The organism is Arthrobacter oryzae (assembly GCF_030812315.1).
Classification (GTDB): Bacteria; Actinomycetota; Actinomycetes; order Actinomycetales; family Micrococcaceae; genus Arthrobacter; species Arthrobacter oryzae_B.
The window spans coordinates 138,487-163,606 of the sequence record NZ_JAUSSM010000009.1 but is presented as its reverse complement, the minus strand read 5'-3'; the positions used below and the strand labels follow the sequence as shown (position 1 = coordinate 163,606).

Annotated in this window: 22 protein-coding genes; 13 read left to right on the top strand and 9 right to left on the bottom strand. The window is 66.6% G+C overall.

Features of this window, described 5'->3' with window-relative positions; translation table 11 throughout:
- Positions 1 to 834: 834 nt before the first annotated feature.
- The gene (locus tag J2S97_RS17945) at positions 835 to 1,989 is read right to left on the bottom strand and encodes an acetate kinase (protein ID WP_307051300.1); all 1,155 of its coding nucleotides are present in this window, start codon (positions 1,987 to 1,989) and stop codon (positions 835 to 837) included.
- Between the two features lie 122 nt (positions 1,990 to 2,111).
- Between J2S97_RS17945 and J2S97_RS17940 the strand changes: the two genes are divergently transcribed.
- Complete coding sequence (locus J2S97_RS17940) at positions 2,112 to 2,369, top strand: hypothetical protein (protein WP_307051299.1); 258 nt, start codon at positions 2,112 to 2,114, stop codon at positions 2,367 to 2,369.
- A gap of 34 nt (positions 2,370 to 2,403) precedes the next feature.
- Here J2S97_RS17940 and pta read toward each other — a convergent pair whose 3' ends face one another.
- Positions 2,404 to 4,515 carry a phosphate acetyltransferase gene (gene pta / locus J2S97_RS17935; protein WP_307051298.1) on the bottom strand — a complete coding sequence of 704 codons (2,112 nt, stop codon included), beginning with the start codon at positions 4,513 to 4,515 and terminating at the stop codon, positions 2,404 to 2,406.
- A gap of 154 nt (positions 4,516 to 4,669) precedes the next feature.
- On the opposite strand from pta, the gene J2S97_RS17930 reads away from it, so the two are divergent.
- The 4 genes from J2S97_RS17930 (at position 4,670) to J2S97_RS17915 (ending at position 8,568) form a co-directional block, all read left to right on the top strand.
- Complete coding sequence (locus tag J2S97_RS17930) at positions 4,670 to 5,191, top strand: hotdog fold thioesterase (RefSeq protein ID WP_307051297.1); 522 nt, start codon at positions 4,670 to 4,672, stop codon at positions 5,189 to 5,191.
- A 15-nt stretch (positions 5,192 to 5,206) separates the two neighbouring features.
- Complete coding sequence (gene paaK, locus J2S97_RS17925) at positions 5,207 to 6,553, top strand: phenylacetate--CoA ligase PaaK (protein WP_307051296.1); 1,347 nt, start codon at positions 5,207 to 5,209, stop codon at positions 6,551 to 6,553.
- 479 nt (positions 6,554 to 7,032) lie between these two features.
- Positions 7,033 to 7,638, top strand: a complete 606-nt coding sequence (locus tag J2S97_RS17920) for a TetR/AcrR family transcriptional regulator (protein WP_307051295.1) — start codon at positions 7,033 to 7,035, stop codon at positions 7,636 to 7,638.
- A gap of 78 nt (positions 7,639 to 7,716) precedes the next feature.
- Positions 7,717 to 8,568 carry a DUF427 domain-containing protein gene (locus J2S97_RS17915; RefSeq protein WP_307051294.1) on the top strand — a complete coding sequence of 284 codons (852 nt, stop codon included), beginning with the start codon at positions 7,717 to 7,719 and terminating at the stop codon, positions 8,566 to 8,568.
- 126 nt (positions 8,569 to 8,694) lie between these two features.
- Here J2S97_RS17915 and J2S97_RS17910 read toward each other — a convergent pair whose 3' ends face one another.
- Both J2S97_RS17910 and paaZ read right to left on the bottom strand, forming a co-directional pair.
- Positions 8,695 to 9,108 (bottom strand): VOC family protein, encoded by a 414-nt coding sequence (locus J2S97_RS17910; protein WP_307051293.1) that lies wholly within the window; start codon positions 9,106 to 9,108, stop codon positions 8,695 to 8,697.
- A 260-nt stretch (positions 9,109 to 9,368) separates the two neighbouring features.
- Positions 9,369 to 11,480, bottom strand: coding sequence for a phenylacetic acid degradation bifunctional protein PaaZ (gene paaZ, locus J2S97_RS17905; protein ID WP_307051292.1), 2,112 nt, complete (start codon positions 11,478 to 11,480; stop codon positions 9,369 to 9,371).
- A 136-nt stretch (positions 11,481 to 11,616) separates the two neighbouring features.
- On the opposite strand from paaZ, the gene J2S97_RS17900 reads away from it, so the two are divergent.
- The 4 genes from J2S97_RS17900 (at position 11,617) to J2S97_RS17885 (ending at position 14,964) form a co-directional block, all read left to right on the top strand.
- A complete protein-coding gene (locus J2S97_RS17900) occupies positions 11,617 to 12,033 on the top strand; it encodes a PaaI family thioesterase (RefSeq protein WP_307051375.1) in 417 nt (138 codons plus the stop codon).
- Between the two features lie 94 nt (positions 12,034 to 12,127).
- Complete coding sequence (locus tag J2S97_RS17895) at positions 12,128 to 12,670, top strand: flavodoxin domain-containing protein (RefSeq protein WP_307051291.1); 543 nt, start codon at positions 12,128 to 12,130, stop codon at positions 12,668 to 12,670.
- 115 nt (positions 12,671 to 12,785) lie between these two features.
- Complete coding sequence (locus J2S97_RS17890; protein WP_307051290.1) at positions 12,786 to 14,054, top strand: wax ester/triacylglycerol synthase domain-containing protein; 1,269 nt, start codon at positions 12,786 to 12,788, stop codon at positions 14,052 to 14,054.
- Between the two features lie 202 nt (positions 14,055 to 14,256).
- Positions 14,257 to 14,964, top strand: a complete 708-nt coding sequence (locus J2S97_RS17885) for a DUF4397 domain-containing protein (protein ID WP_307051289.1) — start codon at positions 14,257 to 14,259, stop codon at positions 14,962 to 14,964.
- Positions 14,965 to 15,096: 132 nt separating this feature from the next.
- On the opposite strand, the gene J2S97_RS17880 is transcribed toward J2S97_RS17885, so the two are convergent.
- Positions 15,097 to 15,702, bottom strand: a complete 606-nt coding sequence (locus J2S97_RS17880) for a ferritin (protein WP_307051288.1) — start codon at positions 15,700 to 15,702, stop codon at positions 15,097 to 15,099.
- Between the two features lie 243 nt (positions 15,703 to 15,945).
- Between J2S97_RS17880 and J2S97_RS17875 the strand changes: the two genes are divergently transcribed.
- Complete coding sequence (locus J2S97_RS17875; RefSeq protein ID WP_307051287.1) at positions 15,946 to 16,521, top strand: RNA polymerase sigma factor; 576 nt, start codon at positions 15,946 to 15,948, stop codon at positions 16,519 to 16,521.
- Positions 16,508 to 17,314: an anti-sigma factor domain-containing protein gene (locus J2S97_RS17870; protein ID WP_307051286.1), complete on the top strand. Its 807-nt coding sequence runs from the start codon at positions 16,508 to 16,510 to the stop codon at positions 17,312 to 17,314. Before J2S97_RS17875 ends, J2S97_RS17870 begins: the two co-directional genes overlap by 14 nt.
- Before the next feature lie 111 nt (positions 17,315 to 17,425).
- On the opposite strand, the gene J2S97_RS17865 is transcribed toward J2S97_RS17870, so the two are convergent.
- On the bottom strand, positions 17,426 to 19,942 hold the full coding sequence (locus J2S97_RS17865) for a trypsin-like serine protease (protein ID WP_307051285.1): 2,517 nt from the start codon (positions 19,940 to 19,942) through the stop codon (positions 17,426 to 17,428).
- A 19-nt stretch (positions 19,943 to 19,961) separates the two neighbouring features.
- Positions 19,962 to 20,675 carry a tyrosine-protein phosphatase gene (locus J2S97_RS17860; RefSeq protein WP_307051284.1) on the bottom strand — a complete coding sequence of 238 codons (714 nt, stop codon included), beginning with the start codon at positions 20,673 to 20,675 and terminating at the stop codon, positions 19,962 to 19,964.
- A 196-nt stretch (positions 20,676 to 20,871) separates the two neighbouring features.
- Between J2S97_RS17860 and J2S97_RS17855 the strand changes: the two genes are divergently transcribed.
- Positions 20,872 to 21,753, top strand: coding sequence for an SGNH/GDSL hydrolase family protein (locus tag J2S97_RS17855; RefSeq protein WP_307051283.1), 882 nt, complete (start codon positions 20,872 to 20,874; stop codon positions 21,751 to 21,753).
- A 94-nt stretch (positions 21,754 to 21,847) separates the two neighbouring features.
- On the opposite strand, the gene J2S97_RS17850 is transcribed toward J2S97_RS17855, so the two are convergent.
- Complete coding sequence (locus tag J2S97_RS17850) at positions 21,848 to 22,639, bottom strand: class I SAM-dependent methyltransferase (protein ID WP_307051282.1); 792 nt, start codon at positions 22,637 to 22,639, stop codon at positions 21,848 to 21,850.
- A gap of 163 nt (positions 22,640 to 22,802) precedes the next feature.
- Between J2S97_RS17850 and J2S97_RS17845 the strand changes: the two genes are divergently transcribed.
- The gene (locus J2S97_RS17845) at positions 22,803 to 24,452 is read left to right on the top strand and encodes a response regulator transcription factor (protein WP_307051281.1); all 1,650 of its coding nucleotides are present in this window, start codon (positions 22,803 to 22,805) and stop codon (positions 24,450 to 24,452) included.
- 28 nt (positions 24,453 to 24,480) lie between these two features.
- Here J2S97_RS17845 and J2S97_RS17840 read toward each other — a convergent pair whose 3' ends face one another.
- A complete protein-coding gene (locus tag J2S97_RS17840; protein ID WP_307051280.1) occupies positions 24,481 to 25,089 on the bottom strand; it encodes a GNAT family N-acetyltransferase in 609 nt (202 codons plus the stop codon).
- Positions 25,090 to 25,120: the final 31 nt, after the last annotated feature.

Here is a 25,120-nt window from a genome sequence, read left to right as displayed (position 1 = left end):
ACCGGCCACAGGAAATCCTGGAGCAAGTAGAGGCCAACGATCGCCAGGGCCATGCACAGGACAATCCTGGTGCGGTGGCCGGTGATGAATCCCAGGCTCCAGTCGCGGACAGGCTCAAGGACCTTCCCCGGACGGTCAAAATGAAATCTCGTTCGGAATCCAGACCCTACTGCGATCCGCGTGGGTGAAATCCCCTCTTCGAGTGTTGACATGGCTCTTCTTTCAGATGGCGGGTTTTGGTCCGGCGGCGCGCCCGGCGGAGTTTGTTTTGCGCCTGCCGGCCCGATTTTTGGGCAGGACAAATCAGCACGGCGTGATGCCGGGGCATGGCCGCATCAGGCCGGGTAATCAGGATCGGTGCGTATTTAGGCTTTGACGGCGTTTAGCCGCGGAGTAGCGGCACGGCGGTCCACCATGTGCGGTGCCTATGGAGGCTCAGCCCGCGCTGCGCCCACGTTGCAGTGAGCCAGGCTCCCGGATGCCTGCCCGGCGGTGCGAGGGGCAAGGACATTCTGATACGCAAAGAGTTAGACACGGTGAGACCCCCTTAGGTTCCGCGTCGCTGACCAACATTGACGGTTAAGAAACGACGGCGGGCCCCCTCAGTTGGGACCGCCGTCGCGTGAACGAAACCGCTTGCTTAGAGAGTAGGGACAGAGTCGGGGCAGGGACCAGCGTGTGCGCTACCCTACATTTTGGGCAGGAACCACTGGTAAATGGGGCGGGACCACTTGCTTAAAGGGGGCGGGACTACTTGTTTCGGCGGATTTCGCTCGCCCACCACTCCCTCACCTCGCAAGCTCGGTCAGGGAACCCTACGGTCGTGGTCCAGGCTCAAGCACCGACGACGGCGGCAGTCGCCTCCGCGATGGCGCGCTCCTCGTCGGTCGGCACCACCAGGACGGGGATCAGCGACTCCGCGGTGGAAATAACGCGCGGTTCTTTTGACCGCTCACTGTTCAGCCCGACGTCGAGCTCTATGCCCAGCGCACCCAGCTTCTCCCCCACCAAAGCGCGGAACTGGTGCGAGTTCTCGCCGATGCCGGCCGTGAACACCAGCGCCTTGGCACCGCCAACTGCCACGTGATACCCGCCGATGTACTTGGCCAGCCGGTAGGATGCGACGGCGAGCGCAGTGGCCGCCCGCGCATCCCCGGCTTCCGAGGCCTCCACCACGGTGCGCATGTCGTTGTTCCCGGCGAGCCCCTTGAGCCCGGACTCGCGGTTGAGCAGGGAGTCCAGGTCCTCCGTAGACCAGCCGGCCCGGCCGAGGAACACCAGGATGGACGGGTCCAGGTCGCCGGAGCGCGTGCCCATCACCAGGCCCTCCAGCGGGGTGAAGCCCATGGACGTGTCCACCGATTTCCCGCCGCGGATGGCCGTGGCCGAGGCGCCGTTCCCCAGGTGGGCGATCACGCCGTCGAACTCTTCCACCGGAAGATCCAGCAGGGCGGCCGCCTGGTGGGCCACGTACTCGTGCGAGGTGCCGTGGAAGCCGTAGCGGCGGATTCCGTGGTTGGTGTACAGCGAATCCGGCACTGCGTAGCGCCACGCGTGTTCCGGCAGGGTGCGGTGGAAGGCGGTGTCGAACACGGCGACCTGCGGCATCTCCGGCCACTTCTTGGCGATGGCGCGGATGCCCAGCACGTTGGCGGGGTTGTGCAGCGGTGCCAGCGGGTTGAGCCGCTCGATGGCGCGGGTGATCTCGTTGTCGATCAGCACGGGCTCGCCGAAACGCTCGCCGCCGTGCACCACGCGGTGGCCAACGGCGTCCAGCTTCCGGTCGCCCAGGACCTCGTGGATGGCGGCGTCCACCTGCTCCAGCGCCTCCGCATGGTCGCGGGGACCCTCGATCTCGCCGTCACCTTCACCGCCGTTGCCCATGCCGATCTTTTCGATCAGCCCCTCCGTGAGGACACTGTGGGATTCCACATCGCGCACCTGGAATTTGAGCGAGGACGAGCCTGAGTTGATGACGAGGACGAGCACTGGGCCTCCTAAGCCTTGGCTGCTGCGGTGGTCGGTCGAAGTTCGATCGTAGCGTCATTGCGAAAGGTCCGGCGGGAGCCTAGAGTCGGCGGACCAGTTGGACAACCACGGAGGACTTTTCCATGACTGATAGCACTACCAAGCCGGACAGCACCGAACCGGACGCCACGGAGCCTGCCAGCAAGCCGAAGGATCCCACCGGAGTCGAAGGTGCGAACCCCGCCCTGGACGACACCGGAGACCTCAAGGCCGCCGAGGTGGGCGAGGCCCCCGAGCCTCCCGAGAATCTGGAAGACCTGGACCTCACGCCCGAGGGCCTGTCCGACGAGCCGGCCCAGCAGGAAGACGCGGACACCCCGGTTAAGCCGGAAAACAGCTAGGCAGGCCGGCGCCGGGCAGCGCCTTTGGCGCCGACTACGCGTGCGCGGCCGCGGGTGCCGGCTCTGCCGCGGGCTCCACGGACTGCGCCTGGACGGCGGTGATGGCCACCGTGTTCACGATGTCCTCCACGGTGCAGCCGCGGGACAGGTCGTTCACCGGCTTGCGCAGCCCCTGCAGCACAGGCCCGACGGCGACCGCCCCCGAGGACTGTTGCACCGCCTTGTAAGTGTTGTTGCCGGTGTTCAGGTCCGGGAAGATGAACACCGTGGCCTGCCCAGCGACGGACGAGCCCGGCATCTTGGACTGGGCGATGGCGGCGTCGACGGCGGCGTCGTACTGGATGGGGCCTTCGACGGCGAGGTCCGGGCGGCGGGTCTTCACCACTTCGGTGGCCTGCCGGACTTTGTCCACCGCCTCGCCGGTCCCGGACCCGCCGGTGGAGTAGGACAGCATGGCCACGCGCGGGTCCACGCCGAACTGCGTGGCGGTCTCGGCCGAGGCCAGCGCGATGTCCGCCAGCTGCTCGGCGTTCGGGTCCGGGTTGACTGCACAGTCGCCGTACACCAGGACGCGGTCCGGCATCAGCATCAGGAACACCGAGGAGACGATCTTCACGCCGTCCCGGGTCTTCACAAACTCCAGCGCCGGGCGGATGGTGTGGGCGGTGGTGTGCGCGGCGCCGGACACCATGCCGTCCACCACGCCCAGCTGCACCATCATGGTGCCGAAGTAGCTGCCGTCCAGCATGACCTCCAGCGCACGGGCCAGGTCCACGCCCTTGTGCGAGCGAAGCTCCGCGTACTTCTCGGCGAACTGCTGGCGCAGCTCCGACGTTGCCGGATCAATGATGTTCATGCCGGAGAGGTCGATGCCCTGGGTGGAGGCCAGCTCGCGGACGTCCGACTCGTTGCCCAGGATGGTGAGGTCGCAGACGTCCCGCCGGTGCAGGATTTCCGCTGCACGAAGGATCCGCACGTCGTTCCCCTCGGGCAGCACGATGTGCCGGCGCTGCAGCCTGGCCCGCTCAATGAGGTCGTGCAGGAACCGCAGCGGCGTCATCCGCTCCAGCCGCGGCAGGTGCAGGCGCTCCACCAGCTCGGCCTCGTCCACGCACCTGGCCCACAGCCCCACGGCCGAGGCCACCTTGCGGCGGTGTCCGGACCAGATTTCGCTGCGAACCTCGGACACCCGCTTGGCCGTGGTGTAGGTGTCGTCCGGGGCCGCGAACACCGGGAACGGCGCCTGCGCCAGCAGGGAGTAGATGTTGGGGTCCGGGGCCAGGCCGCCGGTGAGGATCAGCGCCGACGGCACCGGGAACTCCGGCGAGAACGACGACGCGAGGCACGCGACCATCACGTCCGCACGGTCACCCGGGACGATCACCAGCGCGCCGTCGTCGAGCACGTGCAGGAAGTTGGCCACGTTCATGGCCGCCACTTTGATGGAGTGGACGTCGCGTTCCATGTCCTGCCGCCCGGCTACCTGGCGGATCCCCAGGGCCGAGGCAACCTCGCCGGTGGTGGGCCTGGCAATGTCCTCCAGCTCCGGGAAGACGTACACGGGCCGGCCGGACGCGCCGGGCTTCACCGCGGCGGCGATACCGTCCACGTCCTCCGGGTCGGCACGGTTCACCATGATGGCCAGCAGGCTGCAGCGTTCCGCCGCCAGTTCCTTGCGGGCAACCTCGACGGCGTCAGCCGCTTCCGCGACAGTCAGCCCCTTCGCGCCAACCACGGCCACGATGGGGGCGGCCAGGTTGTTCGCGAGGCGTGCGTTGAGGTCGAATTCGACGGCGGCGTCCTGGCCGGTGAGGTCAGTCCCCTCCACAATCACCACGTCGCAGTGGCGTGACATCTCAGCGAAGATCTCCACGCAGCGGGCGTCGATCTCCGCCCGGTTCCCCTCCGCCAGCAGGCCGCGGACCTCGGTAAACGTCAGACCGCCGCGGCAGCGGTTGTCGTCGAGGTCGAACCGGGCCTTCATCAGCGCCACCATGGGGTCCGCTCCGGCGTCGTTGCCATGGACCACCGGTTTGAAGAAGCCAATGCGGTCCGCGTGCCGGTGCAGCGTGTCCGCCAGACCCAGCGCTATGAGCGACTTCCCGGATCCCGGTGTGGTCGCGCTGACGTATATCCCCTTGGCCATGATCCGCCCTTAGGTTGTGACGTGGTGATGCTCCGTCCTCCCATACTTTCACTTGTTGGCGGCAGGGGCGATCCGGCCCGCGGCTCTTGACAGGATGCCCCAAAATGGGATTACCTAATGAACATTCGGTAAATAAAGCTGGAGGCAATGACGCATGGCTGAACTAACCATTCCCGGGGCAACCCACCAGATCCTGAAGGACGACTATGCCTCCGAATGGATGGGCATCGAAGTCCTGAAACTGGACGACGGGCACGCCACCATCCGCATGACCCTCCGGCAGGAAATGCTCAACGGCTTCGGCATGGCCCACGGCGGAATGATCTTCGCCTTCGGCGATACCGCCTTCGCCCTCGCCTGCAACCCCGCCAGCCCGCCACCCGGCGCAGCAGGGACCGACACCATCACCGTGGCCGCCGGCGTCGACATCAACTTCCTCAAGCCGGCCTTCCGGGGCCAGGTGATCACCGCCGTCGCCAACCGCCGCGCCCATTCGGGCCGCAGCGGCCTGTACGACATCCAGATCTACGCCGCAGACCCGCACAACGCCGCAGGCACCAACACCGATTCCTCCGACTCCACCGCCGCTTCCCCCTCGGATGCTACCGAGACCGACACCCCGGGCGAGCTCATCGCCGAGTTCCGCGGCCGCAGCCGCACCATCTCCAAGAAATAGAAACAGGGAACCCAGATGACCCTCCACGCCACTGAACCAGCCTCCGCCACCGGCGCCGTACTGGACCCCGAAGAAACCATGTCCCGCGACGAACTGGAGGCCCTGCAGCTCAGCCGGCTCCAGCACACCGTCGCCTACGCCTACGACCGCGTCCCGCTGTACAAGCGCAAGTTCGACGAAGCAGGAGTGCACCCCACCGACCTCCGCGAACTCGCGGACCTGGGCAACTTCCCATTCACCACCAAGGACGACCTGCGCCAGGAATACCCGTTCGGCATGTTCGCCGTGCCGCAGAACGAGGTGGCCCGCATCCACGCCAGCTCCGGCACTACCGGACGCCCCACCGTGGTGGGCTACACCAAGAAGGACCTCGCCGACTGGGCCAAGCTCGTGGCCCGCTGCTTCCGCGCCTCCGGCGTCCGGCCCGGCATGAAGGTCCACAACGCCTACGGCTACGGCCTCTTCACCGGCGGGCTCGGTGCCCATGCAGGCGCCGAAGCGCTGGGCTGCACCGTGATCCCGATGTCCGGCGGCCAGACCGAACGCCAGATCCAGATGATCCAGGATTTCGAACCGGACGTCATCCTGGCCACCCCCACGTACCTGCTCACCATCGCCGACGCCATGGCCCACATGGGCATCGATCCCACCTCCACGTCGCTCAAGTACGCCGTGCTTGGCGCCGAGCCGTGGACCCAGGAGATGCGCCACGAGCTCGAAGTGACCATGAACATCAAGGCCTGCGACATCTATGGACTGTCCGAGGTCATGGGGCCGGGAGTTGCCGGCGAAGCCGTGGAGACCCAGGACGGCAGCCACATCTGGGAGGACCACTTCCGCCCGGAAATCATCGACGCCTTCAACCCTGCGCCCGGCAAGGAGAACGTCCTGGGCGACGGCGAACACGGCGAACTGGTCTTCACCTCGCTCACCAAGGAAGCCCTGCCGATCATCCGGTACCGCACCAAGGACCTCACCCGCCTGCTCCCGGGCACCGCGCGCCCGGCCCACCGCCGGATGGGCCGCATCACCGGCCGCAGCGACGACATGATCATCCTCCGCGGCGTGAACCTGTTCCCGTCCCAGATCGAGGAAATCGCCCTGCGCATCCCCGATCTCAGCCCGCACTTCCAGCTGGTGCTCACCCGCCCCGAAGGCCAGCGCATGGACCAGCTGACCGTGAAGATCGAGCGCCGCGACAACGTCACCGAAGCGCAAAGCACGACGGCGGCCCGCACCCTGCGCGAGCAGATCAAGATCCACGTGGGCTCTTCGTGCACGGTGGAGGTGGCGGAGCCCGGGTCGCTCGAGCGTTCCAGCGGCAAGCTGCGCCGGATCTACGACCTGCGCCCGAAGGGATAGCGGCCTTGGGATAGCGCGAACGTACACTTACGGCCCTGAGATAGCACCTGCCCGAAGGTCTAGCGCGAACGTACACTTACGGCCCTGAGATAGCACCTGCCCGAAGGTCTAGCGCGAACGTACACTTACGGCCCTGGGCCCTGGCGTCCAACCCAGGCACGGGGATGGTCCCCGGCTACGGCAGCCGGGGACCATCTTTTCGGGAGGCATTCAGTGCACTGCTGCCAATGCGCGACAGCGCTGTGACGTGCCGATGGCTAACCGTCTACCGGGCAACCCAATGTGCCTGATCCCGTCCCGGTCTCTAAAGTCTCTTTGAAGTCCGGACTTTGAAGCTGTTTGTTTGTATGGACCGGTCCCCGCGCCGGAAAGTTCCTGATACAAGTTTTCTAGCACCGGGGACACCGACAGGCAAGGGTTTTGCGGCTTTGACTGTCCGTTACGTTGATTGACCGAACGTTCATGAGAAAATAGCCGGTATGTCCACAACTGATGCACCCACGAAGCGCGGCCGCCCCGGATACGACCAGCAGTCGGTGCTGCAGATCGCCGTCGAGGTTTTCAACCGCCACGGCTACGACGCCACGTCCATGGGCATTCTTGCCGAAAACCTGGGCATCTCCAAGTCGGCCATCTACCACCACGTGCCGTCCAAGGGAGACCTCCTCAAGCTCGCCCTTGACCACGCTCTGGGCGGCCTCGAGGCCATCCTGGACCAGCCCGAGGCCCAGTCCGGCACCGCCGAGGCGCGGCTGGAGTTCGTCCTCCGCCAGACCATCTCCGTGCTCGTGGAACGCCTGCCGTTCGTCACCCTGCTGCTTCGCCTGCGCGGCAACACGGACATTGAGCGCGACGCCATGGAACGCCGGCGCACCTTTGACCACAAGGTTGCAGCCCTGATCTCGGCCGCCCGCGACGAAGGCTCCCTCCGCGAGGACATCGACCCCCGCACGGTCACCCGCCTGCTGTTCGGCACCATCAACTCGATCGTCGAGTGGTACAAGCCGGGCGGTTCGCTGTCGCCGGAAAAGCTGGCGGACGACGTCATCACAATGGCCTTCAAGGGGCTCAACGCGCCTCGCTGACGCGGTTCTCCCCCACGTTCCCCCACGGCTGCGGGGGCCGTCATTGACGGCGGGAATAGCGGCGATCACCCTGTAGTCATGGCCACGAAGTTATCCGAAGTCATCTTCGGCACGTTCCCCGAATTGCGCTACCAGCCCACCGCCAAAAGGGTCCGTGCCATGGTGGGCGGGAACGCCGTCGTCGACACTTTTTATGCGCTCCTGGTGTGGGAGCCCAAGCGCATCACCCCCATCTATGCCGTCCCCGAAGTCGATCTGCAGGCCGAACTCGCGCCGCCGCGGCAGGAGCCTGCCGTCGTCGCGGAACACGGGGTCAGGCTCGGCGCGGACGGGCCGCCGGCGCTGGATCCGCGCACCGGTTTCGGCCGGCACACGGCGCCCGGTGAGGAGTTCGACGTCGTGACCTCCGAGGCGAGGCTGCTCCGCGCGGCCTTCCGGCCGCAGGACCCCGACCTCGCCGGCTATGTGGTGCTGGATTTCAAGGCCTTCGACTGGCTGGAGGACGACGAGGAGATCATTGGCCACCCCCGTGACCCGTTCCACCGGGTGGACATCCGGGCGTCGTCACTCACCGTTGAAGTCAGGCTCGACGACGTCACGCTGGCTACCACGAATGGCGCCCAACTCCTGTACGAGACCATGCTGCCGGTGCGCTACTACATCCCGCCAGCAGACGTCCGGCTGGACATCATGGAGGCCAGCCCCAAGAAGACGGTGTGCCCGTACAAGGGAACGGCGAGCTACTGGACGTACCCGCAGTCCGAAACCGGGCGGAACATCGCGTGGATGTACGACCAGCGATTCCGTGACGCGGCGCAGATCCACGGGCTGGTGAGCTTCTTCAATGAGCGGGTGGACATCACGGTGGACGGGGTCCGGCAGGAGCGGCCGGTCACGCCGTGGTCCGCGACACCGCCGGAATCGCCGTGAGGCCAGGTCACCTTGGCCCGCCCGGCGGTTTCCCTCCTGGGGAGGCAAAGATAAGGCGTCCCGCTGAGCCGGAACGCCCGTCTTTTTCGCCCTCGCCGGAGTGATCGTCCGGCAGGGCCACAGCCGCTAGAGCTGGTACTCGGCCTGCTGCATGCCGAGGGTTTCGTGAACGCAAAGAATATTGTTCTCGGTGTCCATGAACCATGCGCATTTCTCGGAATCGGTAGTACAGATGTGGTGTTCGCCAGTCTTCAGATCAGGGCGATCATAATCCTGGAACCGGACGCCACGGGATTCCATTTCATCAACGGTCCGCTCGATGTCCCTGACTTCAAAGCTCAGGGCGGTGTGCTCGGAGTGCTTGCCATCCGTCACGGGCATCAACTGCAGCATGGGGCCGTCGCCGCTGCCAAACAATTCGCTTCCGTCGTCTGCCACGCCGCGGTGGGGAAGTCCAAGAGTCTCCTCGTAGAAACGACGGGCACGCTCTTTGTCATCCACGGGCAGGACGGTTGTGGCTGTGTTCAATACTAGGGTCATTTCGCCACCTCCTACGCTGAAAATTTTACGCCCGGGCAGGGCAGAAAGATCTTACGAAAAGGGGTGCGGTCCCGTGGCTCACGGGCCCCAACGCTCTCTCACTTCCTGCCGCTTAAACCCCCAACGCTCTCTCACTTCCTGCCGCTTAAACCCCCAACGCTCTCTCACCGGGTGAGAGAGCGTTGGGTGAAAAACCCACCGGAAGTGAGAGAGCGCCGGGAAAAAACCCACCGGAAGTGAGAGAGCGTCGGGTTAGGCGGCTACTTTTCGACCAGGGTGAGGACGTCGTAGGTGGCGACGATTTCGTCGTTCTGATTGGTCAGGACGGCGTCCCAGGCAACCTCGCCGTACTCGTCGGTCTCGCGCGGCGTGATCTTCTTCGCCGTCAGGGTGACCCGGATGGAATCCCCTGCTGCCACCGGCGTGATGAAGCGCAGGCTCTCCAGGCCGTAGTTGGCCAGGACGGGGCCGGGGGCCGGCTCCACGAACAGCCCTGCACCCCAGGCCAGCAGGAGGTAGCCGTGCGCCACGATGCCCGGGAAGAACGGGTTGGCTTCGGCGGCCGCCTGGTTCGTGTGCGCGTAGAAGGTGTCACCGGTGGAGTTGGCGAATGCGGTGATGTCCTCCAGGGTGACCTGGCGCAGCTCGGACCGGACAGCGTCGCCGATGTGCAGGGTCTCCAGGGACTTCCGGAACGGGTGGGTGCCTTCCGTCTCAACAGTGAAGTTGCGGTCCGCGCCCGCGTGCCAGACGCCGGTCACGGCGGTGAGCATGTTGGGCGAACCCTGGATGGCCGTGCGCTGCATGTGGTGCATCACCGAGCGGATGCCACCCAGCTCCTCCCCGCCGCCGGCACGACCCGGCCCGCCGTGGACCAGGTGCGGCACCGGTGAACCGTGGCCGGTGGAGCTGCGGGCGTCCTCGCGGTTGAGCATCAGCACGCGGCCGTGGTGAGCGGCAATTCCGGTAACCAGTTCCCGCGCCACGGCGGGATCGTTGGTGCACACCGAGGCCACCAGGGAGCCGCCGCCGCGGGCGGCGAGGCGGACGGCGTCGGCCAGGTCCGTGTAGCCGATCACCGAGGAAACGGGACCGAAGGCCTCCAGCGAGTGGACTTCCTCGGCCTCGGCATCCGCCCAGCTGAGCAGCACCGGGGACATAAAGGCACCGCGCTCGACGACGCCCACTCCCCCGTCAGCCTTGGTCACCTTGGGCGAATCGAGCGTGCCGTACGCGAGCTCGCCGCCGGCGTCGAGCATGGACTGCACCGCGGCGCGGACGTCGGCCAGCTGCTCAAGGGAGGCCAGTGCGCCCATGGTGACGCCCTCGGCGCGGGGATCGCCCACCACAACGCGTTCCTCGATGCGGGCACCCACGGCAGCAACGACGTCGGCCACCAGCTCACGCGGCACGATGGTGCGCCGGATGGAGGTGCACTTCTGGCCGGCCTTAACGGTCATCTCGGTGACCACGGACTTGATGAAGGCGTCGAACTCGGGCGTGCCCTTGACGGCGTCCGGGCCCAGGATGGCGGCGTTGAGCGAGTCCGTCTCGGAGGTGAAGCGGACGCCGCCCTGCACAACATTAGGGTGCGACTTCAGCGAGTTGGCCGTGGACGCAGAGCCGGTGAAGGCCACGAGGTCGCGGTAGTCGAGGTGGTCCAGGAGCGTGCGGGCCGAGCCGGAGATGAGCTGCAGGGAACCCTTCGGCAGGATGTTGGACTCGATCATGGCCTTGACCACGGCCGCCGCCACGTAACCGGTGGGGGTAGCGGGCTTCACGATGGTGGGAACGCCGGCGATGAACGCGGGCGCAAATTTCTCCAGCATGCCCCACACGGGGAAGTTGAAGGCGTTGATCTGCACGGCCACCCCGGGGATGCGCGTGTAGATGTGCTCACCGGCGAAGGAGCCGTCGCGGGACAGCACCTCCATAGGACCGTCCACCACCACCTGGGAGTTGGGCAGTTCGCGCCGGCCCTTGGAGCCGAACGTGAAGAGCACGCCGATGCCGCCGTCGATGTCCACCAGCGAGTCGATCTTGGTGGCGCCGGTCTGCGCGGACAGCTCGTAGAAGTGTTCGCGGCGCGCGTTCAGGTACTGCGCCAGTTCCTTCAGCTTGAGGGCGCGCTGGTGGAAGGTCAGCGTGCCCAGTTCCGTCTGGCCGGTGGTGCGCCCGTAATCCACGACGTCGGCAAGGTCCAGTCCCTCGGTGCTCACCTTCGCCAGGAGTTCTCCGGTGCTGGCGTCCAGGACGGGCACAGCGGAAGCCGCAGCGCCGGCGTCGGGCGTCCACCAGGAGTCCCGGACGAAACTGGGGACTGTCTCAACAGTGTCCAGCGAGGATTTCGGAGCAGTTGCTGTGGTGGTCATCGTTGACGGGTCCTTCCAACGGGGGGCAAGATCTTCACGGCCAGAGCATTACTGACCGTCCGTTCGGTAATATGTCTACAGTACATGAATGTGCCTTGCTGCACACTAGAGGAAGACCAAGGAAAGATAGGTGGCCATGCAGCCCGAAACAGGCAGCGCCGAACTGTGGAAAATCACGCTCGGCGAACTCGACGAGAAGATGGGCGTGAAAATCGTCGAGGAATCGGTGGAGCGCGTAGTTGCCACGATGCCCGTGGAAGGCAACCGGCAGTCGTTCGGGTTGCTGCACGGCGGTGCGTCCCTGGCCGTGGGCGAGGCCGTGGGGTCCTGGGCCGCCGTGATCCACGCCAGCACCCTGGGCAAGACCGCGGTGGGTGTGGACGTGTCCGCCACCCACCACAAGTCAGCGCGCGAAGGGCAGATCACTATCACGGCCACGCCCATCCACCTGGGCGGTACGCTGACCACGCACGAGGTCCTGCTCACCAACGAAGCCGGCCAGCGCCTCTGCACCCTCCGGATCACCAACCTGCTCTTGGACCGGAAGAACTGACCCGACGCGTGGAGAAGCTTGCCCGTGTCAGGACTTATGGCACGGTCGAACCGGCTCAGCTTCCATGAGACTGAGAGGGTAAGGAGGCTTCGTTATGACTGTTCTTGTTGCCTATGCAAGCGAGCTGGGTTCCACCGGGGAGATAGCTCAACATATGGCCTCCCGTATTGCGGTTGCACTGGGCGCGGTCGAGTGCCGGTCCGTGGAGGAGGTCGATTCTGTCTCCGGTTACGAAGCTGTCATAGTCGGTAGCGCCATCCACAACCAGGCGTGGTTGCCCCCGGCCGCGCTGTTCTTCACCCGCCTTGCACCCGAGCTGGCTAAACGACCCGTCTGGGCCTTCAACGTAGGGATGGCCGACGCCTTGCCAAAGCCGTTTCGCAAGCGCGGTGCGGCACTGCAGCAGAAACGCCTAAGAGGATTTCTGCCCCAGGAAGTTCCGCTTCGCGGCCACAAAATCTTCTCCGGTGTCTATCAGCCCGAGCAGATGCCACCACCGCTCCAGGTCTTGTTCCGGCTTACCGGTGGCCAGTTCGGGGACTTGCGGAACTGGGCGGCTGTCGACGCCTGGACGGATCAAATTACAGCCCAACTCGCTAAACCTGCTTCCCCGACTTCAGGCAACATCACGCCATAGCTTCTCGTCACGGTCGCACTCCATGGCACAGCTCGCCGGGACGCTCACGCGGGACGGAACGGGGTTACAGTTCCGGCCCTCACGGCCTGGCAGGACCGGCTGCTACCCTTTTTGCATGCGCCCGGCGACACACCGGCTCGCCGCGGTCGACGAGGCGAACTTGGTGCTTGACCACGCCGGTCAGGTCAACGTGTTCCTAGTCGCCGGTCTGCTAACGGCGGGCGGCTTCGTCGGTCCCGACGGCATGCCTGACCTGACCGCCCTGCGCGCCTCCCTTCGCGAGCGGATCGCAACGCTGCCACAGCTCCGGAAGATGGCTGTTGCCACAGGCCGCCGACACCGCTGGGTCGAGGCGCCGCCCGACCTCAAGCACCACATCCGTCTCATCGAGGCCGTCGATGGGTTCACGGGCTTCGAGCAGACGTGCGGCGAACTGATGAGTGCGACGCTGGGGCTGGATCGTCCACTCTGGGAGATTCTGGTGGTGCCGGGTGCGACCGCTGGAGGGCTCGGGGTCGTGCTGCGCATCCACCATGCTGTCGCCGACGGGATGGCGGCGACAGCGATAGTACAACAGCTCTTCGACCCCGTGGAATCGCGGGAAATGTCGGCGCACGTGCCTCGTGTCCCAGTGCCGAGGCAGGCACCGCGACGCGACCTACGGCATGTGCTCGGGAGGCTCGGCTTCGGTCTGCGCCGCATGCGGATGACCCTGAGCGGTCGGGAGGTCGCTCCCACGGTGCTGCTCGGTGAGCGTAGTCCGCGTCGCGGGGTTGTGTTCCTGGACGCCGACCTCGCTGCGCTCGAGACACATGTCCGGCCGCTCGGCGCCACAGTAAATGACGCCCTGCTCGCTGCAGTGGCGTGGGGCTACCTGGCGTTGCTGCCCGCCGCCGGAGAACGGATCCCCGCCCGGCTACCCGTCTCAGTGCCGGTCGCGCTGCAGCGCCGCGGGACATCGGGGAACCAAGTCGGGGTCATGCTCGTGCGGCTGCCGCTCGGCGAGGTCGAACCCGACGAACGCGTCCGGCTCATCGCGGAACAGACCCGGGAGGAGAAGGCGCGGGCGAGGGAGCAGGGAACGCTCGAGTTCATGCGCGGCCCGATCGGCGCACGCATCATGGACCGCGTGGCTCGAAGGCAGCATCTCGTCGCAGGGTTCGTCACCAACGTGCCAGGCCCGGTCGGCTCCTTTCACCTCGCGGGTGCCCCGGTCGTCGCGATATGGCCGGTCGCCGTGCTCGCTGCCAACGTCCGGCTCGGCGTCGCGGCTGTCTCCTACGCCGGCCGGCTCCACTGCGGCATCCATTTCGACGCGGAAAACGTGCCCGGAGCAACCTTCGCGCGCGCTATGGGCGAGGAACTGGCACGGCTGGGCGGGTGAACCCCCGCCGGGAGACAGGAGCCTGCGGAGCGGCTCCCTCAGGTGAGAGTAGCGAGTGCCGCGAACGGCACCGCGAAATCCGTCTGCGAAAATAGCCCCGCAGAAAACTTCATGACTTTGCATCCAAAGAGGGCCTCCGGCCGGTAGTAAGGGCGTAAGCACAAACACAGCCCGTCACGGGCATCCCTCTTAGGAGTTTGAAATGCGCAAAACAACCTACGCCGCCGGAGCACTGTCGCTCCTGGCTGCACTCACCTTCGCGACCCCCGCCCAAGCGGGCGGCTGGCACCACGACGATGCCCCCGCGAAGCTCTCTGTCCTGCACGGCGTTCCCGGCCTGACCGTGGATGTGTGGGTGGACGGCAACCTCACGCTGGATGACTTCACGCCCGGCACCCTGGCCGGTCCGCTGGAGCTCGCGGCGGGCGACTACGAAATCGCCATCACCGCCTCCGACGCCACCAGCGCCGACAGTCCCGTGATCGGGCCGGTGGACGTTGAACTGGACGACGGCGGCGACTACACCGCGGTGGCCCATCTCGACGCCGACGGCGCCCCCACAGCCACGCTGTTCACCAATAACACGAAGGCCCCGCGCAACGACAACAAAGGCAAGCTGACGGTCCGGCACGTAGCCGCAGCCCCCGCCGTCGACGTCCTGGCCGGCGGGACCGCCGTAATCGAGGGGCTCAGCAATCCGGACGAGCAGACCCTGAAGCTTGAGGCCGGAACCGTCTCGGCGTCCGTTGCCGCGGCCGGAACCACAGCTCCGGTGATCGGGCCGGCTGACGTTACCGTCGAGGCCGGCAAGAACACCATCGTCTACGCGTGGGGAAGCCTGGCCGACGGCACGCTGGCGGTAGCCGTCCAGGTTGTTGACTCCGCCGACCGGTGGTGCGGACGCCACTAACGCCGGTTCTGAGAACGTCGTGCGCCATTACTGAATACCACTCCCGGCGGGGTCGCCTGACTGGCGGCCCCGCCGTCGTGCCCCCGCCCCGTCGTCAGAGCGCGCCGCCGTCGCGCCTGCCCCGCCCCTGCGTCAGAGCGCGCCGCCCGCCGCTTCCGGCGTGGCGGAGTCGTGGCTTTCGCCGCCATGGCCGCCGCCGTGATGGTGGCCGCCGTGACCGTGGCCTCCTCCATGACCGCCACCGCCGCCACCACCGGCGTCGCCCACCCTCTCGCGGGCAAGGAACATCTCGACGTCGAAGAGATTGTCCGCCCGGCGCGCCACGTTCAGCAGCGTGGACATGGACGCGACTTCTTCCACCTGTTCCTTGAGGAACCAGAGCATGAACTGTTCACCCAGGGGGTCGTTTTCCGCACGGGCCGTGGCGAACAGTTCCTTGATGCGGTCCGTGACCTCGACCTCCTGGGCCAATGCCAGGACAAGGGGCTCCTCCGCGGACGTGAAGTCGTTCCGGACGGGCTCGATGCCGGGAATCGTGATCCTAATGCCGCGGTCCAGGATGTACCGCACCATCATCATGGCGTGGTTCCGTTCCTCCAGCGACTGCCGGTAGAAGTGCTTGGCAAGCCGGGGCAAATCCTGCCCGTCGAACCAGGCAGCGATGGCGATGTACTGCTGCGATGCTGCGAACTCATTGCCCACCTGTTTGGCGAGCAGTTCATTGAATGTGGTGCTCATGGGGCTCTCCTCGAGTCGGGGTTCAAGGCTGAGGACCTGCGGCACAAAGGCTCGTCTGGGCCCGGGGTTGCCGGAGGGCCTGACATGAGCTTGCCCCGGTGCGGTGGCGGCGGTCAAGACCCTTTCGGTTGCCGCCCGCGGGTGCGGCCACGGCCGCCTCTCTGGCGGCCTCTATGGCGGGCCGCTGGCGGGCACGGCATAATGTGGTTCCACAGGTCTCACTGCCGCTCGAAGGAGCCATCGATGACGCCTGCCGGCCCGCATGATTGGGACGCCGATCTCGATCATGCATTCGCGGGCGGCCAGGAAGCGGCACTTGCCGAGGCCTACAGGCGGCTGGGCCCGCTGGTGTACACCTTGGCGCTGCGGTCGCTGGGGGAACGTGCGGCTGCCGACGACGTCACCCAGGATGTGTTCATCCGGGCGTGGAAATCGCGCGCCAGCTACCGGCCCGAGGCCGCCCGCCTGCCTGCCTGGCTGGTGGGGATCGCCCGAAATGCCATTGCCGATGCGCTGTCCGCCCGCATGCGCCGGCAGGAGCTGGAACACGCGGCGGGGCAGGTCGCGGGTGATGGCGTCGCCGCAGCTTCACCGGCAGCTGACGTGGAAGCCGTGGCCGACCGCATAACCTTGGAGGAAGAGCTGGAGCGGTTGGGCGATCCACAGAAGGCGATCATGAAGCTGGCGTTCTACGAGGACCTCACGCACGATCAGATCTCGTCGCGCCTGCAGCTGCCGCTCGGCACCGTCAAGAGCCATATCCGGCGCAGCCTCTCCCGGATGCGGACCCGCCTGGAGGTGGGCAATGAAGCATCTTGACGATGAGCAGCTGAGCCTCGTGGCCCTTGGCGAACCCGCACTGACGCCGGCCGAGGCTGACCACCTGGCGTTCTGCAGTGAATGCGCCGGGACCCTCACGGCCCTGGAACGCACCGTCCACGCCGCCACGATCGACCCCGCCGAAGTGGAACTGGCGACGCCCGGCCCGCACAACTGGGCAGCCATCCACCAGGCTTTGGGCCTCTCCCCCGACCAGGCGAAGGATCCGCTGACCCGGCCGGGATCCCGGAGCAGTTCGACGACGACGGCAACGCCCCCAACGCCCCTCCGTCGGCGCGTCCGCGAGCGGCGCCCAGGTTCCACGGCGGGCCGCTTGGTGGCGATGGCCGCGGCGGCGGGAATCATGCTCGGCGCAGCCGCGGTCTGGGCAGCCTACAACTTCCTCGGGCAAGGCCCGGAGGCGTTCCCTTCACCTACCCCGACCGCACCGCAGGCCGTGATTATTGCCCAGGCACCGCTGCAGCCGTTGGAGTCGTACACGGCCAACGGTAAGGCCCTGGTGGAGCGGCTTCCGGACGGATCCCGCCAACTGGTGGTCCAGTTGGCGGACGGCCAAGTCAGCGGCTTCCGCGAGGTCTGGGTGATCTCGCCGGATCTTTCCAAACTCGTCAGCCTTGGAGTGCTGGACGGCGAACCCGGTGTCTTCGCCATTCCGGAAGGACTCGACCTGGCCGAGTACCCCATCGTGGATGTCTCCAATGAGCCGTTCGACGGCAACCCCGGACACTCCTCGGACAGCATCGCCCGCGGCGAGCTTGCCGCGGAGAACTGAGCGGCCGCGCTGCAGCCCGGACGGAATTCAGCGGCGGGAGCTTGGAGTTTTTGTCCACTTATCGTGAGATAGCCTCGCCCTTGGACGCCATATGTGGACAAAAACTCTTGCTCAGCGGCGGGAGCGGCGCCTGGCCAGGACCAGCGCGACACCACCGAGGACCAGCACGCCCGCTCCGGCGCCGGCAGCAGTGAGCAGGCCATCGGCACCTGTGGCCGGCAACTGGCCCGAGACTCCCGCGGGGGTGATGGCAGCAGGAGCAATCACGGGTGCGGGGTCAACCACAAAGGTGACATTGACTGGTTCCGAGGCGACGCCGTCGACCGTTTGCCTGGCCGCCACCGTATGCGTGCCGGCGGCAAGTCCCGCCGGCAGGGGCGAGCTCCAGGTGCCGTTCGAAGCGGCCTGCGCCGGTGCGGCGCCGTCGACGGTGACGGTCACCGCGGCGCCGTTGAGCGCGGCACCGGTGACCTGACCCGGAACGGCGTCGTGGGCAAAATGCTGGCCGTTCCGGATGTTGGTGACCGCGGGCGAGGGCGGTGCAACCTTGAAGGTCCGGCTAGCCGCGGGGCTGTCGGCAACGCCCCGGGCGGTCTGCACTGCCGAGACGGTGAACGAGCCGAACCTTGCGTTGCCGGTGACCGGGACAGTCCATTTGCCGTCGAGGCCAACGACAGCCTGCCCGGTGGCGTCGCCGGAGAGTTCCACCGTCGCGCCGGGTGTTCCGGTTCCTTCGATGCGCTCCAGCGCCGTGAGGACTTGGCCCTCAGCCGGGCTGCCGATGGCAGGTGCCGGCAGGTCAGATGGCAGCACCGTGACGTCGAACGAGCTCTCTCCGGAGTGGCTAAAGCCGTTGATGGTTTCGGCCGTAAACTGCAGCCGGCCCGCGGGAGACGGCGCGGTGAAATGCCACTGTCCGGCGGCGTCCACGGGCACCTCCACGGGAGACTGGCCGGGCACCGTGATGCGGACGGTTGAGCCCGCGGCGACCGCAGACGCGGGGGCCGCGGGGACCTGTCCCGTGATGGCCTGCCCGAGCGCCACTCCGCCGCCGTCGGCCGGTTCCGTGAGGACGGGTTGGTTGAGGAACAGCTGAAGCTGAACACCGGGAAGCCGGGTCATGGCGTCCTCCAGCGTGGTTGCCACGGCGAAGTTCGCTGCGGAACCGGGGGCGTCGCCCGCAGAGTGCGTGCCGACGGCGAAGTTCCCGCTGATCCAAGGTCCGCCGGAGTCGCCGCCGCTGGACTGGACGGAGTACGACAGGAAGCCGCGGAACGCCCGGAGGTCGGCGGGGTCTGGGGTAATGCCGCCCACGACGTAGATCCCCACCTCATCCACCGTGCCGCAGGACCAGCCGTCGGTGCGGCCGGACCGGCAGACGGCCTGCCCGGGTGACGGCGACGCGGTTCCAATGATCTTCACGGCTGTGGAGCCGGGGTCTGCGGGCGCATCCCAGCGGGAGGCTGCAGGATGAACATCCAGGCCGGAGCGGATGGACTCGATCACCGCGATGTCCGTGCCGATGTTTCCCGGGTTGGCTTCATCGCCGGTGATCCACGAGTTCCCAGGCCCGCCGAACTGGCTGAAGCCCAAGGTGCCGAGCAGCGTGTTGGCGGCCGATTCCGGTCGTTCCACGTTGGCCGTCGAAAGGGTTCCGTCGTCAGTGCAGTGGCCGGCGGTGAGCACTATGGGCTCCCCTGCCGGGCTGTAGGCGCCATACCCGGCGGAGCAACGGATGCCGTTGTTGAGGACAAAGCCCTGCCCGCCGAAGAGGTCCTCCTCCGGGGCTAGCGGCTCGCCCTGCTCCAGCCGCACGTTCGAATACTGCGCCACGAACTCAGACGGCGAGGCCGTCGAGGCTGGCGGCTCCGGGGTAGCGGCCGCCGAGCTGCCGCCGGCCTCCGGCTCGTTGGTGCCGCCGGTGCGGATCACAAAGCTTCCGTTGGCGTAGGCCACGGCCTGAAGGCCGCTGGCGCCGACTTCGTGGACGTAGTCCTTGAACAGCTGGTCCGTGCTGGCCGCTACCCGTTCCGGCGTTTGCGGTGTTTCTGGGGCATCCGGGGTGGACGGTGCTTCTGGGGCTTCCGGCGCGGACGGTGCCACCAGGATGAATTCACCGGACACACCGGCCTGGCTCCCTGCCAAGGTACCCGCTCCGGATCCGGCGGCGTTGAGTTCGGCCACCCGTGCCGCAAGCTCCGCGCCGCTGCCCTCGACCACAATCCGGCCGTCCTTCAGGCTGATCCCCGCATAGCCGGGAAGCGAGCGCAAGGAGGGCACGGCGTCGGCCGCGCGTTTGCCTTGGTCACCGGCGGCGTTGAACTGTTCGAGCGTCATTCCCAAGTCGCGGAGAATAGCTTCCGTCAACCCGGCGTCGCTGATCGCGGGCGCGGAATCGCCCGTTGCGGGGGCCGGAGTGGACACGGCAGGCGCCGCCGCGGAGGTGGGCGCTGCAGCAGAAGCAGTAGGCGCAGTGGTGGAAACCGCCGGCGCCGAGGGACCATGGACCGGTGGCGCGGACTCGGCGACGGCAGGAACCGCGAAGAAGGTGGAGCCGAAGACCAGCGCGCCGGCGGCAGCCAGTCCCAGGGAGCGGTTGAGCCGTTTACGTCCGGAATGATGTGTCAAAGCTTCCCCCAAATTTCGTTCACGTCGCCACCCTGGTTGCCAGCCGGAACCTAATGGCAGCCAACTCGGCCGCGGTGATCCCGTGCCGCAAAAGATAGTTTGTGGTGTCCAGCCGCCGGACGAACTCGAGGGCTCCGCCGCCGCGCTTCTCCAGCAGGGGCAGCAGGGCGTGTTCTTCCAGATAGCGCTCGTGCTTGTGGGGCACGCGTGCCGTGCGGTGCCGTTCGTTGATTCCCCGCATGGCCGCCTGGTAGCCGGAAACGATCTCGTGATCGTCGGCGCCGGTGAGGTCCTGGAGCATGGCAGCGATCATTCCGCTGCGGTCACGCCCGGCCGAGCAGTGGATCACCACGCCGGCAGGCGCAGCGCCGACAGCCCTGAAAACGGCCACGAGTTTGTCCGGAAACAGCCGGGCGTTGGCCGCGTAGCCGTCCGGATCGTTCAGGTAGGGGGAACAGAGTTCCTTGAACTCCGGGTGGTCCGGGTCTTCGGTGGGAATATGCAGAACGTCGAACGCCGCCAGCACATCCGCGCCCACCTCGGGGTCTGTGTCCCGGCGGCCGTGTTCCGCGGCGTTCCGAAGGTCGATCACCGTGCGGACGCCGTCGTCGTACGCCTGTTTCCAGCCCGCCTCGGTGACCCACTCCCGGCGCCCCATCCGGAACACGCTGCCGGAAATGCGCCACGCATTCACGGCTCCGTCCCAGTACACGGGCTGTCCAGGCTGTTCCATCCAGACAGCTAACCACAGACCCCCGACATCCGGCACCGGTACTTGGCGAAAAATGGGGTGGTGTCCGGCAAACAAACGAGTATTCCAAACGGTGTCCGGCGGGAGGTCACTGGCGGTACCGTTGGGGTACTTGCGGCCTCGCCGCGGCCCGTGGCTCCGCAGCCCCGGTGCACAGTTCAGAACAAAGGGGAAACTGATGAGTGACCGGATATTACGACGGCGGCGGGCGGCATTCGCTGCCGGTTTGGCAACACTGGCGCTGGCGCTGGGAACCGCGGCGGGTCCGGCGGGAGCGGCACCGGCTTCACAGCTGAATTACGTCGCCGTTGGCGACTCCTACACTGCGGGCACCGGCGCGGGAGCAGCAGACAAACCGGCGGGCACAACGTGCTGGCAGAGCACCCCGGGGTACGTCGGCGACGTCGATAAAACAGGCCGAGTGTCCTTGGTGGTCAACGCCGCCTGCCACGGGGCACTCCTCACCGGCGGAACTGAGATGAGCGTGCAAACCCAGATCCAGACGCTGGCATACACGCAGGCCCTGAATGCCTCCACCAAGCTGGTCACCATCACCGCCGGAGCCAACGACGCCGGAGTGAGCCCCGTATTGTTTGCCTGCGCCTCCAATGGCGTAGAGGTGTGCGCCAACGCGGTCGCGGCGTCGGAAGGCGCGCTTGGACGGGTCGGCGCCGGGCTGGCGAGCGCCTACGCGACAATCCACGCGTTGGCTCCGAACGCGAAGATCGCTGTCCTGGGGTATCCCATGCTGTTCGAACCGGCTGACGGTAATCCCTACTTTTCCGCGGACGAGCAGGTCCTGATCAATCTGGCCACGGAACGGCTCAACAGCGCCATCGCCGGTGCCGTCGTCAGTGCCAAGGACGACGGGGCGGACGCACAGTTCGTCGATGTCACCACCAGATTTTCCGGGCACGCCGTGAACTCCGACGATCCCTGGATCGCCTACAACAGCGGGAACCCTCTGGCTGACTCCAACTTCCACCCGAATTCCACCGGGCACCGTGCCTATGCCACGGCGATTATGACCGAGGTCAAGCCTGCCAAACTGGCGAAGTAGCAGGCTGGCAGCGGGCCCTCCGGCGGCTCATGCCGGCGGGTCCGCCAGGGTCTCAGCCCCCCACAGGGCACAAGACACTTATCACTTGGGACTGTCACCTCCGGGCGACGATGATAAGGCCATGCAGCGGCGCCGCCACTGATCCGTCTCTGTCCGTGAAAGGTTGAAGTACTGCCTTTGCTCCTAGGCGCACCTGGGCGTACTGCTCCGGGGTCAGCCGATCCATCAGGGGCGTGCTTTCCACTTCGCCCACGACGAAATCATCCGCTGACGCGTAGCGCGCCGTTCCGACGTGGGTGCGGATGGCCGTCACCGTGAGGCCAGCCTCGGCGAAAAGCCGCTGGAGTCGTTCGGGGTCGCCGCATGCCCAGTACACACTCAAAAGGGACATCGCCTCCGCCCCGGCATGCCGCGCCACCATCTCCACGAAGGGCCCGTAGGCCGGCTGGTCCTCGAGCCGGCCTGGAACTGCTGCCGCGATCGTTCCACCAACGGAAGCAACCCTGCCCATCTCCCTAAGAGCGCCCGCCGGGTCAGGGAAGAACATCAATGCCATCTGGCAAAGTACAGTGTCGAAGTCCGCGTCGGGCAAAGGTAGGGCGGCGGCATCGCCCAGCAGCCATGTGATGTCCGGGCGAATCCGCGCCGCCACCTTAAGCATCGCGTCGTTGATGTCCACACCGGTCACGGCCGGGGCCCCGGCAATCTCGGCGGCACGGCGGGCCGCAATGCCCGTTCCACAAGCCACGTCGAGAACCCGCTGGCCGGGCGCGACTCCGGCTTCTGTCACCAGCACCTGCGCCCACTCTGCGAATATCGCGGGCACAAAGCGCTCTTCATATGCCTCAGCCGCGGCAAGTTCCAGTTGGAATGTTTCTGATGTCATCGTTATCGCCCTCCGGAAATAGCTGTCTATAACAAAGGATCCGCTCCGCATCGACAGACCCACATGGGTGCTTGCACCTATTTGCGACTCCCATGCGGGCTCAGGCGCCTGTCCGGCCCACACGCCTGCAGCTTCTGCTGATGAGCCGGCGGTAAAATGAGGGATGGCTTCCGCCGCGGGGCAATTGCTCGATGACGGCCGTATCGCCCTCGATGCTGGGGACTGGCTCAGTGCCCGTTCGCTATTTGAGCTCGCGCTCAGTACAGAACCGGGCCCGGAGGCAGCCTATGGGTTGGCGAGGGCCGTGGAATGGGCCGGAGACTTCGAAAACGCCATCCGCCTCTATGAAAAAGCCTTCGTGATGTACCGCCGGCAGGGCCAGGTGAGCCTTCCGGCCCTAATCGCAGCCCGCGAGCTGAGCTTTCTCTACGGCGCGGTCTACGCGAACGCGGCGGCCGCGGACGGCTGGAGGGCACGGGCCCTGAGCCTGCTGGGCGAAGCGGGTGGATGTGTGGAGAGAGGCTGGGTCCATCTGGCCGAATGCCTCGCCACAGATAACCCAGCCCGCATCCGTGAACATGCCGCCGCTGCCACGGAAATCGGCCGGCGCTTCGCGGATCCGGACCTTGAGTTCTGCGCCCGCAGTTACGAGGGGCTGTCGTTGGTTCTCGGTGGTCACATCGTGGAGGGCATGCGGCTTGTCGATGAGGCCGCCGCTGCTGCCACCGGCGGTGAGGTCCGCGACTATCAGGCCGCCGGCGAGATTTACTGCAAGATGCTCCTGTGTTCCGAGCTGACCCTTGATGTACGACGCGCACAGCAATGGATGGAGGTCGCTGACGGTTTCGGCCACCGTACCCATGCAGTCTGGATATCGGCCATCTGCAGCACGCATTACGCGGGGATTCTTACGGCTGCCGGTCGCTGGTCCGAGGCGGAGGACCGCCTGTTGTCAGCCATCCGTGATTACGACGGCAGCTTTCGCGGCCTGCGTTCGGCAGCGGTGGTGCGGCTCGCCGACCTTCGGTTGCGCCAGGGTCGGCTGGAAGAATCGGCTTCCCTGTTCAAGAACAACGAAACCGATTCATACGCGGTCGGCCCGCTGGCCCGGCTTTGGCTGGCCAACGGTGAAATCGACAGCGCGGCCAACATCTTGACTCGTCATGTGGCAGTTTCCGGCGGGTCCGTGCTCCTTGCCTCGGAACTCGCGCTGCTGGCCGAGGTTCATCTGGCCGCAGGACGCCTCGATGCCGCGGCCGCCCTCGGATTCAAGCTGAATGTCATCGCCGCTGCCGTGGGATTGGCGCAGTACCGCGCCCTGGCCGAGTACACACTGGGGATAGCGGCGATTGCGGCTGGCGACGCCGGTGCCCGGACACATCTGGAGGAGGCGCTGGCGAACTTCGGCGAGGCCGGCCTGCCGCTGGAACAGGCCCGCTGCCGGCTCGCACTGGCCCGGACGATGGCCCCCACCGAACCGGAGCTTGCCGCGTCGGAAGTACGTACCGCAATACGGGACTTCCAGCGGCTCGGCGCAGCCTACGATGTGGACGCTGCCGCCCAGCAACTTCGCCGGCTCGGACACGGCTCCCGCATCACTGCCCGGCTGGGAGGCCGCCTGACAGCACGGGAATCCGAAGTCCTGGAGCTCGTAACCGAGGGGCATTCCAATATCCAGATCGCAGCACGCCTGTTCATCAGCAAGCGGACCGTGGAGCACCACGTGGGCAGCATTCTGGCCAAGCTGGGACTGAGCACCCGGGCCCAGGCCCAGGCCTACGCTTATAGAACACTCAAGAATGAGCGGGCTTAGGCACCTGACCCTGAAAGTGAAGGCTCGGCTAGCGCTGCTTCGAGAGCCGGAACTCCAGGCCGGCGCGGACCATGGGCCATTCGTGCTCAAGGATCGAGAAGACCACGGTGTCGCGGAGGGTGCCGTCCGCGGTCCGCGAGTGGTTGCGCAGCACGCCGTCCTGTTTGGCCCCCAGCCGGGCGATGGCTTCCCGGGACTGGTGGTTGAGCCAGTGCGTCCGGAATTCGACGGCCGGGCACCCCAGCGTTTCAAAGGCGTGCCGGAGCAGCAGCAGCTTCGAATCAGGGTTGCTGCCGCTGCCGTGCGAAGAAGCCGCGTTCCAGGTGGAGCCGATCTCCACGCGGGGAGTGGCGGCGTCGATGTTCATGTAGGTGGTCATCCCGATGACCCGGCCGGGACCGCCCGTGGCGGGGTCGATCAGACGCGTGGTGAACGGCAGCATGGAGCCCTGTTCCTGGAGCCCCAGGCGGCGGTCGATCTCGGCGGCCATGCCTTCGGGGGTGGGCACACTGGTGTACCAGAGCTTCCAGAGTTCGCCGTCGCGGGCCGCTTCCACCAGTCCGTCATGGTGCGTGTGGCTCAGCGGCTCGAGGACGACGTACTGACCGGTCAGGGCAATGGGTTCGATGGAAGTCACGGCACCATCCTAGGGGTCTCCAGCTAGGCTT